This is a genomic window from Anaeromicrobium sediminis (assembly GCF_002270055.1).
Lineage (GTDB): Bacteria > Bacillota > Clostridia > Peptostreptococcales > Thermotaleaceae > Anaeromicrobium > Anaeromicrobium sediminis.
Map to the genome: position 1 here is coordinate 1 of NZ_NIBG01000004.1, position 15,239 is coordinate 15,239.

A 15,239-nucleotide genomic window follows, 5' to 3' on the forward strand; every position below is an offset into this window, starting at 1 on the left:
ATGAGAATCTATTACTGCACCAGGTTGATTTTGGGTAGGAGATGTGGATCCAGGTTGAGCTGTTGGTATTGGGGTAGCTGGTAAAAATTCCGTAGAAAAATACATTCCCACTGGAGCATCTAAAACTTGTACTTCGTATTCTGTCACTGCAGTAATATCAACTGGTAAAAATACCGTTGATTGAGGTTGAACTTGTATAGTTTGACTAAAAAATAATACTTTTTGTTCTTGTACTAGGCAATTATCCTTTGTTTTAGTTTCTTTTTTGCCAGGAATAAAAGGAGCCAAGTCATAGAAATATACAGTTGCCGTTTGAGGTCGACTTGTATTATTTAATGCTTTAACTATTACGAAGTTAGGAGTTGGCTGTTGTTTCAGTGAATTATTATCAAATCTAACAGGTTTAATTACAGGCCCTGTAGTATAATTACGTTTCTTTCTTCTGCATGATCTTTTTAAAAGTTCTGCAATTTGTTTTAATTCTGGTTCTGGTTCTAATATAGCAGCCTTAATTTCTTTTAAAATATCCTTTTCATTAGATAGCATTTTTTATCTCATCCTTTTTAATTTTTTGTGTATTGAAAAAACCATACTCATAATGAGGAGTAAATATTAGTAAAATCACTTTCTCCCCTTTGTAGTTTTTTCACTTCAATATATGTACAAATAAATATTTTGTGCCTTTTATGAATAATTAAAAATCCTAATTAAATTTCACAAAATAATATTGTTTGATTATTAAAAAAGAAAAGTATAATATATTAAATAGGAAAACACGTGAGAATATAGGTGTAGAATTTAATAAAGTTCAAACTTTATTTGAAAATATATAGATACTTGGTACGAAGTTTCAAGGTTTATAGACAATATTTGGTTCAATATTTATTTTAAAAATTACACTAGGGGGGGAAGACCTATGAGATTTGTACCAACCTTTTGTTTAAGAGAAGGTATGATAGTAGGTAAAAAGCTGTATGGAAACAATGGACAAATATTAATTTCTGAAAACACAGAAATAAGACAATCCTACATAGATAAAATTAAACTTTTAGGATTTAGTGGAATTTATGTGGAAGATAATATTTCAAAAGATATCCATATTAAGAATGTGATAGATGAAGATTTAAGAATAAAAACAGTTAAAGGCATTAAAGAAATGTTTATAGAGTCAGAAAAAGGCAATAAAATTTCTACACCTAGAATTAATGAAGCCAGGCTAATGGTTGAAAATATTATAGAGAATATATTAGAAAATAAAAATTTGATGGTAAATATGATTGATTTAAAAACCTTTGATGATTATACATTTTACCACTCTGTAAATGTGGCAGTATTGTCAATTGTAATTGGAGTTGCATTAAATTTAAATAAAAATGAATTATATAAACTTGGTTTAGGAGCTCTAATGCACGATATAGGTAAGGTTTTTATAGAAAAAGAAATTTTAAATAAGAAGGAAAAATTAACAGATGACGAATATGTGGCAATTAAAGAACATTCTGAACTAGGGTATAAGTACTTAAAAGAAAATTTTGATATACCAATCACATCTTACGTGGGTACTTTACAGCATCACGAAAGATTTGATGGCAGTGGATATCCTAATGGAAAAAGTGGCAAAGATATTTCACTTTTTGGAAGAATAATAAGTATTACTGACGTGTATGATGCACTAACTTCAGATAGACCATATAGAAAAGGCTTACTTCCGTCTGAAGCAATGGAATATATTATGGCTAGCGGAGGTTCACTCTTTGATCCTGACTTAGTTAAAATATTCGTAAAAAAAATTGCAGCATATCCTATTGGCACATGCGTAAAACTTAGTAATAATATTACAGCCATTGTTGTAGATAATTTTGAGTATTTTGTTATGAGGCCAAAAATAAAAGTGTTAACAGATGAAAATGGCCACATGGTTGAACCATATTATATTGATTTAAAAAATGATAAAAATTATATGAATGTTACAATTGTTGACATTGCAGATATGTAACATATAAAAAAAACACCCCCTAAAGTATTTATAGATACTTTAGGGGGTGTAATGCTTCAATACCCTAATCTCATTACTTATATATGCTTATAAAACCCATTTAAAATCTCAGGTGCTCATACATGGCATTATTCTTCTCACTATATATGTATGCAATTGGTTCCTATAACGGGACAAGTTAAATTGAATTTATTCATAAAATCCTATTCTTTTTCTCATATTGGAATATCTAAATAAATGGTTAATTATGATATACTTATATGATGAGAAATGTTTAACAAGGCTATTAAAAAAGTTTTTAATATATTAAACTTTTTTAATAACCTAAAGGAGATCTTTTATGACTTTAAAAAATAGAAGTTTACAACAAATTATAGATATTTTAAAATCTGATACATACATACCCTATAGTTTTTTTACAACAAAATATAATATAAGCGAAAGATCTTTAAGAAATGATTTAAACCTAATAGATAATTGGCTTTCTTCAAAAAAATTACCTATTCTTAAAAGAAATAAGTTTGAAGGTATATTTTTAGATGTTACTCCACTTATTAAAAATAGAATTATGAGTAAGTTTAAAGACCTTTCCCTTGAATTATATGTAAAAAATAGTTATGAACGAAGCATTTTCATATTAATAGAATTATTTTTTAAAGATTCTATGACCTTATCCGAATTAAGTGATTCATTAAATGTAAGTAGAAACTCCATCTTAAAAGATTTAAAATGGATAGAATCCTATGTGAAAAATTTCAATTGCAAATTGGAGAAGAAAAAAAGAGTGGGCCTATATATAGAGGGCAGTGAATATAACATTCGTAACATGTACATAAATCTTTTAATAGACCACTGTCAACTGGACCGTTGGGACATGTTTTCTAATGAAATAATAGATGAAAAATACGACTTTTTTTACAGGAAGATAATAAACCGAATTTTTAAATCTTTAGATAAAACTTTTTTAATAAATACTATGGAAACTTTAGAAGAACAATTATCCTTAAAATATACGGATAGATCTAAATACATGACCATGGCAGCCATGGCCATTACTAAATCTAGAGTATTCCGTGGAAAATATATAAGCTTCAATAAAATATTATTTTATGAAACTTTAAAAATATCTAAAGAGTATAAAATTCTAAAGGATTTACTTGAAAATTCTTTTAACTCTTTTAAATCCTGGAATAAGGAAATAGCTTACATATCCATATATTTACTTACTAAAACTGTTCTAGATGGAAGTATTGAGGAAGATAGCTTTGATAACTTAAAAGAAATCGTTCATAATATGATCGAAATAATGGAAGATAGTTCCAATACCCAAATTAAGGATCGAGAAAAATTATTGAAAGGTCTAGTCCTTCATTTAGAACCAGCCATATACAGAATGAAATATGGCATTCATATAGAAAATCCTTCCATAGATCATATTAAAACAAAATATACTTCTGCTTATAACGCCTCAAAAATGGCTTGTAGCTTTTTAGGGGAACAATTAAAATTAACTATTCCAGAGGAAGAAATATGTTATGTGGCAATTCACTTTGGAAGTGCCATAGAAACTCAAAATAAAGTAGTCCAGACAAATATAGTTCTTGTATGCAATGCGGGTATAAGTACAGTAAAAGTATTAGAAAAATCCTTAGAGGAAAATTTCAGTAACTTTAAAATTATCAATATACTTAGTTATTTTGAATATATGAGAAAAAAAGATTTAATTTCTGATTTGATAATTACTACAATACCCTTAAAGGAAAGGGAAGATAAATTTATACAAGTAAACCCCTTTTTAACAAAGGAAGATATAGAAAAATTATCTGGCTATCTTGTGAAGAAAAAGGAAGTTAAACAGGAATCAAAATCTCTAGATCTAAAAGATATAATTGGAGTAGTAAAAAAATATTGTAATATATATGATGAAGAAAAACTCAATCAAGAATTAGACTTCCTTCTAAGGGGAATGAAGCAACCTTCTTTATTAGATCTAATTCAAAAAGATAGATTCCACATTGTAGATAGTATTTCCACTTGGGAAGATAGTATAGACTTAGCTAGTAACCCCCTTTTATCTAAGGGCATAATAACGGAGAACTATATTAATGTTATGAAGAATAATATAAAAAGGCTCCGTGCCTATGTGGTTATTAAGAAGGGCGTGGCCATCCCCCATGCTAAACCTAACGATGGTGCATTAGAGCTGGGATTTAGCCTTTTATTAATTAAAAAGGGAGTAAACTTTAATCACAAAAAAAATGATCCTGTTAATGTTGTTTTAGTAACATCGTCCCTAGACAGAATAAGTCATCTAAAGGCCTTAAACGAATTTTTAGATATTGTAAAAAAAGATACAAATCTAAAGAAATTAGCGAAGGTTAATAATTATAATGAATTCAAAGAACTTATAGAAATCCTACTAAAAAAAACACAGTCCAAGGAGAATGTAGACTATGCTTAAGATAATTGTTGTATGCGGTATGGGGTTGGGAAGTAGCCATTATATTTCTATGAACGTAATAGATATTTTAAAGTCTCATGAAATTCATGCTAACGTGGAAAATTGTGATCTTTTAAGCGCTTTTTCAAAGGAAGGTCATATATTTATAGGTGCAGATTATTTTATGGAACAATTAGAGGACCAGCCTTTTAAAGTATGCCTTGATGACTTATTTGATAAAGAAGAACTAGAGAAAAAATTGTTAGAGGCGGTGGACTCATTCTATGAATCTAATTGAAGCCTTAGGGGTAAATATATTTAAAAATACATATCTCATAATTGCCTTTTATATGTTTTTAGGATCCTTTTTTGATAAAAAAAGCATCACAAAGACCTTTAGTTCTCTTTTCAAGACTTTAATGGGACTATTTATAATGGAAATTGGATTAGAAGTAATCATTAGTAGTGTAAGTAATTTAAACTATATGATTCCAAGAGCCTTTAAGTTCATCAGCATAATTCCACAAAATGAAGGAGCCGCTGCCCTTGGAGAATTTAGATATGGTGATGTAATCAATAGCATCATGTTTATTGGCATGATAGTAAACCTTTTAATAGCAAAGTTCACCCGATTTAAATATATATTCTTAACAGGACAACAAATCATATATATGAGTAGCTTATTGGCCATAGTATTTATTCCCTTAGGAGTAGACAGCCATAAAGCTTCCCTAGTGGGAGGAATCCTCCTTGGTGTATTAATGAGTATACTTCCAAGCTTGATTCACCCTTATACTATGAAAATAACTAAGAATAAAAACATAACTGTGGGGCATTTTAGTACCATAGGTTTTTACCTTAGCTGTAGGATAGGGGAAATGGTAGCATCTACTGCTCGAAAGATAAAGTTCCATAGGCAGTTATTTGTACCTAAAAAAGAAAAAAATATGAGCCTTAAAAAATTAAATATAATGTTTTTAGATTCTACCTTAATAACAGCCATTTTTATGGTCATAATATTTCTGTTAAGTGCCTTTTTATCTGGAAAGGAATACGTGGAAGACATAAGTGGTGGAAGTAGCTTTATAGTATTTTCATTTAAACAAGCGCTACTTTTCGCCTGTGGCGTATATATAGTTCTAACTGGAGTTAGAATGCTAATTCAAGAAATAATTCCAGCCTTTAGATCTGTGGCAAAAAAGATTGTGCCAGAAGCTGTAGTTGCCCTTGACGTATCCATACTATTTCCTTATAAGGAAAACATCATGTTATTAGGATTCATATTTAGTTTTTTAGGTGGAGTACTGGCAACTTTTATAACTTCTATTAATAGTGTTTTGGTAGTTCTTCCATCCATATTAATACACTTCTTTACAGGAGGTGGTTGTGGAATATACGGCTATACCACAGGTGGCAAGAAGGGATGTATTATAGCATCCTTCATAATGGGATTTGTAATAAGTCTAACACCCTTTTTATTAATAGACCACTATAAAAGTATTGGTTTTAGCAGAATAGTTTTTGGTGAAATAGATCTTTCTTTAATAGGATTCATGTTAAAGAAACTAATAGAATTATAAAAGGGATGGTTAAATAACCATCCCTTTTCCCATAATTGAGGATATTATAGGAATACTAATATGCACATATGGGACAAGGGCTGGAGTTCCCTTTCATAAATGTCCCTGGCGCAAACTATCTTTCATATATAATATAAGTGAGTAAAACTCATTGTTATGCTGCTTTTTTACTTTGTGCTCTTACACTGTTAGTATCTGCATTCCAAGTAAATGCTAAGAATATACTTGCTAATACAGATGCACCGATCATGAACATGAATCCTGAGTTCCATCCATAGTTGTCAACAATGTATCCGATAGCAACGTTAGCCATTACTGAACCACCCAGGTATCCGAATAATCCTGTAAATCCAGCTGCTGTTCCTGCTGCTTTCTTAGGTACATAGTCAATAGCTGCAACACCGATAAGCATTACTGGTCCGTATATTAAAGCACCAATCATTGCTACTGAAACGTTGATAAGTATTACACTTGTGCTTGTCCAGTATGTAAATAATGCTGCTGTTACACCAACCATACAGATAATTCCAATAGGAGCACGTCTTCCCTTGAATATATTATCACTAATCCATCCAACAATGATAGTTCCTGGAATAGCTGCAAATTCGAATAAGAAGAATGACCAGCTTGAACTTTCCATATCAAATCCTTTAACTTCTGTTAAATAAACTGGTACCCAGTCCATAACACCATATCTTACAAGATAAACAAATATATTAGCTAAAGCTATAGCCCATACAAACTTATTAGTTAAAACATAGTCGAAAAGAATTTCCTTAGTAGAAAGTTCTCTTTCGTTGTCTTCAATTGCTTTTTTATCCATATTTTCTGGATAATCGTTCTTATACTCTTCAATAGGTGGTAATCCTACAGATTGAGGAGTATCCCTTGCAAAGAAAATAATTCCTAATGCTACCAATATACAGATAACTGCTGGTAAATAGAATACACCTGCTTGCCAAGTAGCTAAAGCACCTACACCAAACATTGCAAGTGGTGCTATGATACCTCCACCAATGTTATGAGCCGTATTCCACCAAGCCATTTTAGTTCCACGCTCTTTGTTAGAGTACCAGTGGGCCATAATTCTACCACATGGTGGCCATCCCATGCCTTGGAACCATCCATTTAAGCACATTAAAACGAATAATAAAGTTACACTTGTAGTAAATCCAAATGCAATGTTAACTATTGCTGATAATATAAGTCCTGCTGCCATAAAATATCGAGGATTACATCTGTCTGATATGTTCCCCATTATGAACTTACTAAGCCCATAAGCAATACCTAAACCTGAACCAATAAAACCGATTTGTGTCTTTGTGAATCCAAGTTCGTTAATAAAGTATGGAGATCCAATTGCAAAGTTCTTTCTTATTAGATAATAAGCTGCATATCCAATGTAAATGCTAAGGAATTGTTGTAATCTATACTTCTTGTAAGCTGAATCAATTTTCTCCTTCGGCAGTCTCTCTATGGGAGCTGGAGGAGCAAAAAATTTAAACATCCAATATAGCCTCCTTTTTAAATCTTTTTTTGCCGTTAAAATTTTCATTTATTACTTTTCGCGAAAATTAATTTACAGGATTGATTATAGATGTGGATACCTATTATTTCAATGTTTTTTCCCATAATTCTTAATACCTTCCATAAAATCTTTTATAGGAAAACTTTTTCCTGACCTGTCAATTTCAACGCAGGAAAACAATTGCTTTTTAATAAAAGTACTTTTTTTGCCGCATTTCTTTGTAACCTAATATATATTAGAACATATAACTATGTCCTTTTTAGGTAAATGGATTTTTGGTATGATATAGTTAAAGTTAAGTTTTAATTAGGAGAGTATATATGAAAAGATTTTTTGTATTTATAGTAATAATAACAATTATTTTTAGCACCCTTACAGTTGGACACAGGGATAAAAAATCAGATATGGAATTAACTATATATGCCTCACTCATGGAGGAACAGGCCATTGCAGCTGTTGATAAGTTTGAAAGGGAGACTGGCATAAAAACCAATTTCATACGAATGAGTAGTGGTGAAATACTAAAAAAAATAAGGGAAGAAAAGGATTCTATGAAAGCTTCCGTCTGGTATGGTGGAACAGCCGATACTTTTATAGCCGCTTATGAAGAAGGGCTAATCGAACCTTATATTTCTCCTAATGCATCTATTATTCCACCTAAATATAAGGATGGAGATGGCACATGGACTGGAATCTATGTGGGTTACTTAGGATTTGTTGCTAACGATAGATGGTTAAAGAACAACAATTTAAATATGCCTAACTCTTGGGATGATCTTTTAAAACCAGAATTTGAAGGAAATATAGTACTTCCTAACCCGGCCACTTCTGGAACCGCTTATACTATGGTATCTACCATAGTTCAACTTATGGGAGAGGAAAAGGGATTTGAGTACTTAAAAAAATTAGATAAGCAAGTTATAAAATATACTAAATCGGGCCTAACTCCTGGAATAGTTGTGGGCATTAACGAAGCAGGAGTAGGAGTTACATTTTTAAATAATGTAGTTAGATATAAAAAGGACGGATATAGAAACATAATAATGTCTACTCCTATGGAGGGGACTGGCTATGAAATTGGTGCCGTTGCCCTTTTAAAGAATGCTCCCAATAAGGATGCTGCCAAAATGTTTATAGATTGGGCCTTAACAGAAAAAGCTCAAGAGATAGGTCAACAAGTTGGTTCTTATCAGCTCCTTACCAACCCTAAGGCTACACCGCCTAAAGAGCCTGAATATCTTACTAAGGTAAATTTAATAGATTATGATTTTCAATACGCAGGAAAAAATAGAAATTACTTAATAGATAAGTTTATAAAAAACACTAAATAATTAAGGACGGTTAAAAAACCGTCCTTAATTATTTATTCCAATATTTCATTTAAAAACATTTTACTACAATACTCTAGAACTCTTTCATAATCTAACTCCACAAAATCTGTAGGCCTCACTTCTTCAGGCTTTTTGTTAAAGTATTCTAAGTTGGCCACCTTTAACATGGTATACACAAATTGAGAACAAAACATAATATTTTTCTTACAGGAATAGGGTAGAAAAAGTCCTAATAAATTATAAGAACTTCCCTGTTCATTTATTTTTCTAATTTCATTTAATACTATCTCTTTCTGTTCCCTAGTAGCTTTTATTTTGTAAACTATTATATTTGCATCCTTCTTTTTATTAAAAAACTCAATCATCTCTTGATTTAATCCTGGAGAATAAATATTTTCTCCTCCATTATAGCTAATAATAGTCTTTAATTCTTCATCAAAGGATATGGAAGCATGGGCATATTCTCTTTTAGTAACCTTACCTATTATTTTTCCCGCTGCACTTCCCGTACTAGATAGTACAATATATAAATATCCATTATCTAAAGTCTTTTGAGCTTCCATAAAATATTCTTCTTCTAGGGATTCCTTGTTCACATAACTAAAGGTATTGTGCCGTGGCAAATCTTTAATTATGGTCTTTATATCCTCTACTGCTGCCACTTCTATATTAATGTCCGATAAGGGCCTTTTGATTTCTTTTAAAACGCCCTTTGACACATTAGTTACCTGTCCAAATGTATTTTTCACATCATAAAAACTAAAAGATCTTAAAGATGAAAACCCATCTTCATTATTAGCCTTTGTATTTATTCTAAGTTTCTTATTTACCACCTTTATATCTAATGGGAAATCACATCCCTCTTCTCCATCCAAATCTGTACTAACTTCTTCATCACATTCTATTTTTAGATGGTCTGTTTGAAAATACTTAACGTATGGGCTAGAAAAATGCTCTCCATTTACTACCTTTACAAGTAATGGGAACAAATCATATAATGGGCATTTCTTAAATATAAATACGTCCAACAAACCATCGTTAATAGATGCAAAGGGAGCCACTTTCTTAAATCCACCTATTGATTTACCATTCATGATTAACATAAAGTATATATCTTCTTCATACACTATATGTTTTGTAGTAACCCTAATAGGTATGCGCTTTAAACCTGGTATTCCTTCTACACCTTTTAAATATTGTTTAAACATACTTATGTTATTCTTAAAATCCTTTTCAACATTCTTACTCATATCTACTATAAACCCAAGGCTGGCCACATTTATAAAATATCTATCGTTTATACGTGCCACATCGCAAGAAGTGTAATTATCATTTAATATTATATCTATCATTTCCTCAATGTTTTTTGGTAGATTAAAATATGTGGCATAATCATTTGAAGCTCCAGCAGGTAAAATAGCTATAGGTAAATTAACATCATATTTAAGAAGTACATTAACTACCTGATTAACTGTACCGTCCCCACCTGCAATTACTATTTTTTTATATTCTTTTTCATTTAAACTGCTTATGACCTTTTCTAATAAATCTATATTCTTTACCCTATGAGGTATTATTTGAAGATCTTGTTCTTGGAATTTTTCAATTATATAATCCAAATGATTTTTAAAGGACTTATTTCCCGATATGGGATTATATATAAGCATAACTTTCATCTTATGATACCTCCTCAACCCTTTACACTATATAATAATACCATCAAATTTTTATTTAGTTCAATATTTTTTACATATATTGGTATGATTTTAAGTTTATCGAACCATTAGATTCAAATATTATTCCCTCCTCTTCTAAAAGAGTTCTTTGCAACATATATCCCTCATCTTTTAAGGATATTTTACCCTGTGAATTTATGACTCTGTGCCAAGGCAAATCATGCTTTCTACTCATGGAGTGAAGTATACGGGATACTTGTCTTGCACTTCTTGGATTTCCGCCAATAGCAGCAATTTGACCATACGTCATTACTTTTCCCCTAGGTATATTCTTTATAACTTCTATCACTTTCAAAGTAAAGGTTATCATATTACTCCCCCTTTTTTATATATGCAAAAAAGGATGTGTCTAAGATATGACCCTTAGATACATCCCATGTTTGTCATTTTCAATGAAAAGTTTATACTCTTGTGACGTTTTTAGCTTGAGGACCTTTGTCTCCGCTCTCAACATCAAATTCAACTTGTTGACCTTCTTCTAAAGATTTAAATCCCTCTCCTGTAATAGCAGAGAAGTGTACGAATATATCGTCTTCACCTTCTACAGAAATAAATCCAAATCCTTTTTCACTGTTAAACCATTTTACTACTCCAGTTTTCATTAAAACATCCTCCAAAAAATTTATTGATTTGGCTTCAATTGATAATGACCTTGCTAAAACTTATTTTTCAAACAATTGATAGCACATTTTCTATATTGTATTATTATCAAAATTAACAAAAAATATTAATTTTTTATTGATTTTTTTTAACTTATTAATAATTTTATCATAATTATTAATAAATTTTATTATGTCTTTTGCAATGTCTAACTAAATTATTAGCCGCCTTCATTGCACTTTTTAGAGACCCCTGTATCCAAGCGTGCATTTCAGATGCGTGTTCACCTGCAAAAAATACTCTGTTATTATATTCTGGTTTTACAATGGCATATGAAAAAATTCGTTTTTGCTCAGGTGTAAAATAGGCAAAACCACCATAATACCAGGGTTCCCTATCCCACTGTATAGTTTTGAAATCCTCTACGATAGAATCAAGATCTCCTTTTTTTAGGCCATGAACAGCTTCAATCTGATTTTTTATTATTTTAATGCGTCTGTTATCCTCTATGTTTCCCAATCGTATTGCATCTAAGGTAAAATTATATGACGCTAAAAGTACCCCCTTCTCAGAAGGTGAACACCCTTCTTTCAATGTCCATTTATCTAAAGGAGATTCAATATAACAAGTTCTGTTATTATTTATATGTTCATTAATGCATTTCCCATGATCTGAAGGATACCATACGGTTGAAATAGAAAGGTCCGTCTGGGAACCTCCTCCCACAATTTGTTCATGGGGACCTCCCTCTTCCCAAAATCGTTTATTACAAAGGAAAAGGGTTTTTTGAGTAGATTCATAATTCAATTCCCTTATTGCTTCCATCTTTCTAGGACTAAATGGAGGATTTACATCCACATTTCGAAGACTTGAAAAAGGGATAGTACAGATAACATAATCAAAGGATTCCTGTAAAGTTTTATTCAAACTCATATTTTTGTATTTTAAAAGAACTTTATGACTTCCATCACATTTATATATTCCAGTGACGCCACTGCCACCTTTCCAGGTTACTTTTCCTAATGCTTTATTTGGAATTTTACCATAGGAATTAGGATTTTTAGAAGTTAAATTCCTATAAAATGAAAGGGGAAGATTTACGAGCCCTCCTATAATTTCATATAAAAATGAAAAATTCACAGGATATTCTTCTATTAAGTGTTCTGAATAACTATTGTAGAAAAATTGACCTACAAAAGGAGAAACACTTCCAATAAGATTTAAAGCACCTTGGCTCAGTCCCATTTCTTCGCACACTTGCCTCTGATTATATGCCGTCCAATAATTCATCTGAGGACTGTATTTAGGCTTGATTTGTAAAATTTCTCTTCTCAATCCAGGCCTCATACCGCTTAGGACCGTGCTTAATCCATAATCTATAAGCTTCTGCCATGATCTATTTCTCTCCCATGGTGTCAACTTAAATTCTGGATAAATTTCTTTCATTACATTCTTTCCTTCTGGATCGTTTCTAACTCTTATATTCCTCGTATAAATATAGGCATTTTCATTTGTCTGAATAAATGGTCTTGTATCTAAATTAAAAAGATCAATATAATGCCAAGCCGTTTCATGACTAACGGGAATTCGCATAGCTCCAAGTTCACCATATAATTTTTTATCCTCGTCAAAATAGTACGTATATATTCTTCCTCCAATACGATCTTCAGATACCTCAAATACGGTAATATCAAATCCAAGTTTTCTAAGTTCAAAGGCTGATGATAAACCAGCTAACCCTCCACCTATTATTCCTACCTTAATTCCTTTGTACTGTCCAGGAGAACCTATCCTTGTAATATCCGGTGGAGGACTTAGTAAGTCTACTATATTATTAAAATCTTCTAGTCGATTTACATTATTCAAAGCATAGTAAAGCAATTTATGTCTTTGTTCTACAGTAGGATTGTTAGGTTGTATAGGTGATGAATTTTTAGTCATAATCACTTTAACTCCTTTTAATAACAAAATTTTCTTATATATTAAGCATATTAAAAGACTCTATACAAAATGATTACACATTCTATTTATTTAAGTAGATCATGACCTTTTACTTACTCAATTGACCTTTAATATCTTTATGTGAAAAGACCGTTAATAATATAAAACTACTTGCCAATCCAATATATAAAGAACTTATATTACTTATGTGAAATACCTCCCATACTACTGAAATTATGGGTGCCACTATAATTGCCACAAGCCCAGCCTCTTTATTTACTTTTTCTTTAAAATATAGTGCGCCTAACAATGGAATAAATATGGTAGTTCCTCTCAATGTCATTGATACAAATCCCCATTTCAGTATCAATGAATTCATATTTGTAAATACCATAATCATTGTTAAGATAGATATAATACATACTGAATATCTTAAAACCATCAATTGTTTTTTATCATCTGCCTTTGGATTAATGCATTTTACATATATATCTCTGTTAATCATTGTACTAATACCTAATGTGAGCCCTGCTCCTGTTCCAATAACAGATATGATCAAGGTTGCAATAGCAACTCCACCAATCCATGGATTTAGATACATAAGAATGAAGGATGGCAGAGCTTCTTTAGGTATTATTTCTGGATGGGTTGCACGCATATATAAACCAATCAATGTACATATAAGGCCTACAGGAGGTATTAATAATGCAGAAATACAAGCACCCTTTCTTGATGCTTTCTCATCTTTTCCTGAAAACATTGCTTGAAGATAGGTTTGGGTTGATACTATGCCAACAACCATGGAAAAGCCCTGAGCAATTCCTACATATATTCCATCACTAAACAAGTTAAACCAGGGTTCTTTTGGAAAAACAGCCACAAGGCCTCCCATACTATGAAAATAATTATATGCAATTATTCCACTAATAACTAATGTAATATATAATAAAATTGATTTTACAATACCCACTGTACTTGTTCCCAGAAAACCACCAAAGAATATATAGGATATTATAAGTAGAATAGTTATACATACTGCTAGAATCATACCTATATGAAATGTGGATGTGAGTATGGCCACTGAAGAAAGCACTTGCCCTGTAATATGCACAAATATGGCAAAGGAAGTGATGATACTTGCAGCAACACCTGCATATGTACCATATGTTCTAGCTAAAAACTGAGACACCGTATCTACTTCTGCCCGCCTCAAAGGCCCTGCCATAAATAATCCTAAGAATAGACAAGCTACACTTGCCCCTAGTGTGAACCACATGGCATTCATACCCTTTTGAAAAGCCAATTGGGCTGTTCCTATTGTGGAAGCCCCTCCCACAATTGTAGCAATAATACTTCCAGATACTTGAATACCACTTAGCCTTCTTCCTCCTACAGCAAAATCTTCAGATGTTTTTACATTCCTTGTAGTATGGTATCCTAAATAGGATACTAATAACAATGTCATAAAAGTACTGAAATAATGGACAGGTGTAATCATACAATCATCTCTTTTCTTTTATAATTATAAATTTATCTCCCATCATGATTTTACCATTTTTTTCAAGTAGAAATATAAATAAAAGAGAACTAATATATCTAAATATCAGTTCTCTTTAGTAAAAGTAAATTTATCTTAATTTTAAAGTACATATGTATTCATCTAAACCCAATTCGTTTTCCACTAGTTTAGTTCTAAATCCGCACTTTTTATAAAAATCCACCATATTATGGGTAGTCTCTGCTCTTATTTCATCTACCTTATCATAGGTACCTGCTTCTTTTATCATATTTTTACCAATGCTTTTATTTCTCATATGTTCATCCACACTAATATGAAGAATATCTAATCTATCATTATTTATTCGCTTAAGTCCTATTATACCTACAATCTTATCATCTTCCATAGCCTTATAGAACTTGCCCTGTTGCTTAGAATATGTACTTTGAGCCACACTTTGAATTCTTCCTATTGTGGGTCTTACCATACAATTAAACATTAACTTTACAATCTCATTATTTTCATATATTTCTTTATGATCTGTAACTTCTACTAAATTCAATATATTTTCCTCCTGCATAAGCTTTTT

At 31.2% G+C, this 15,239-nt stretch carries 13 protein-coding genes; 5 read left to right on the plus strand and 8 right to left on the minus strand.

Annotated features, from left to right (window positions below; genetic code table 11):
• On the minus strand, window positions 1-546 hold a 546-nt coding region (locus CCE28_RS06315), incomplete at its 3' end, for a hypothetical protein (RefSeq protein WP_141228327.1).
• A gap of 370 nt (window positions 547-916) precedes the next feature.
• Between CCE28_RS06315 and CCE28_RS06320 the strand changes: the two genes are divergently transcribed.
• The 4 genes from CCE28_RS06320 to CCE28_RS06335 all read left to right on the plus strand — a co-directional run bounded on the left by CCE28_RS06320 (window position 917) and on the right by CCE28_RS06335 (window position 6,016).
• On the plus strand, window positions 917-1,996 hold the full coding sequence (locus CCE28_RS06320) for an HD-GYP domain-containing protein (protein ID WP_095132107.1): 1,080 nt from the start codon (window positions 917-919) through the stop codon (window positions 1,994-1,996).
• 340 nt (window positions 1,997-2,336) lie between these two features.
• Entirely contained in the window at window positions 2,337-4,457 is a 2,121-nt protein-coding gene (locus tag CCE28_RS06325) for a BglG family transcription antiterminator (RefSeq protein WP_095132109.1), read from the plus strand.
• The gene (locus tag CCE28_RS06330) at window positions 4,450-4,734 is read left to right on the plus strand and encodes a PTS sugar transporter subunit IIB (RefSeq protein WP_095132111.1); all 285 of its coding nucleotides are present in this window, start codon (window positions 4,450-4,452) and stop codon (window positions 4,732-4,734) included. The genes CCE28_RS06325 and CCE28_RS06330 overlap by 8 nt, the downstream gene beginning before the upstream one ends.
• Window positions 4,721-6,016 carry a PTS transporter subunit IIC gene (locus CCE28_RS06335; protein ID WP_095132113.1) on the plus strand — a complete coding sequence of 432 codons (1,296 nt, stop codon included), beginning with the start codon at window positions 4,721-4,723 and terminating at the stop codon, window positions 6,014-6,016. Before CCE28_RS06330 ends, CCE28_RS06335 begins: the two co-directional genes overlap by 14 nt.
• Window positions 6,017-6,170: 154 nt before the next feature.
• On the opposite strand, the gene pgtP is transcribed toward CCE28_RS06335, so the two are convergent.
• Complete coding sequence (gene pgtP, locus CCE28_RS06340; protein WP_095132115.1) at window positions 6,171-7,523, minus strand: MFS transporter; 1,353 nt, start codon at window positions 7,521-7,523, stop codon at window positions 6,171-6,173.
• A gap of 341 nt (window positions 7,524-7,864) precedes the next feature.
• Here pgtP and CCE28_RS06345 point away from each other — a divergent pair, with 341 nt between their 5' ends.
• A complete protein-coding gene (locus tag CCE28_RS06345) occupies window positions 7,865-8,875 on the plus strand; it encodes an ABC transporter substrate-binding protein (RefSeq protein ID WP_095132120.1) in 1,011 nt (336 codons plus the stop codon).
• Window positions 8,876-8,907: 32 nt separating this feature from the next.
• Here the strand turns inward: CCE28_RS06345 and CCE28_RS06350 are convergent, their stop codons facing one another.
• The 6 genes from CCE28_RS06350 to CCE28_RS06375 all read right to left on the minus strand — a co-directional run bounded on the left by CCE28_RS06350 (window position 8,908) and on the right by CCE28_RS06375 (window position 15,212).
• The gene (locus CCE28_RS06350) at window positions 8,908-10,551 is read right to left on the minus strand and encodes a YegS/Rv2252/BmrU family lipid kinase (protein ID WP_095132122.1); all 1,644 of its coding nucleotides are present in this window, start codon (window positions 10,549-10,551) and stop codon (window positions 8,908-8,910) included.
• Window positions 10,552-10,621: 70 nt separating this feature from the next.
• Entirely contained in the window at window positions 10,622-10,921 is a 300-nt protein-coding gene (locus tag CCE28_RS06355; protein WP_095132124.1) for an MGMT family protein, read from the minus strand.
• 91 nt (window positions 10,922-11,012) lie between these two features.
• The gene (locus CCE28_RS06360; protein WP_095132126.1) at window positions 11,013-11,213 is read right to left on the minus strand and encodes a cold-shock protein; all 201 of its coding nucleotides are present in this window, start codon (window positions 11,211-11,213) and stop codon (window positions 11,013-11,015) included.
• Between the two features lie 175 nt (window positions 11,214-11,388).
• On the minus strand, window positions 11,389-13,152 hold the full coding sequence (locus CCE28_RS06365; protein WP_095132128.1) for a flavin monoamine oxidase family protein: 1,764 nt from the start codon (window positions 13,150-13,152) through the stop codon (window positions 11,389-11,391).
• 109 nt (window positions 13,153-13,261) lie between these two features.
• On the minus strand, window positions 13,262-14,650 hold the full coding sequence (locus CCE28_RS06370) for a sodium:solute symporter family protein (protein ID WP_095132130.1): 1,389 nt from the start codon (window positions 14,648-14,650) through the stop codon (window positions 13,262-13,264).
• A 130-nt stretch (window positions 14,651-14,780) separates the two neighbouring features.
• On the minus strand, window positions 14,781-15,212 hold the full coding sequence (locus tag CCE28_RS06375; protein WP_176461695.1) for a GNAT family N-acetyltransferase: 432 nt from the start codon (window positions 15,210-15,212) through the stop codon (window positions 14,781-14,783).
• Between the last annotated feature and the right edge of the window lie 27 nt (window positions 15,213-15,239).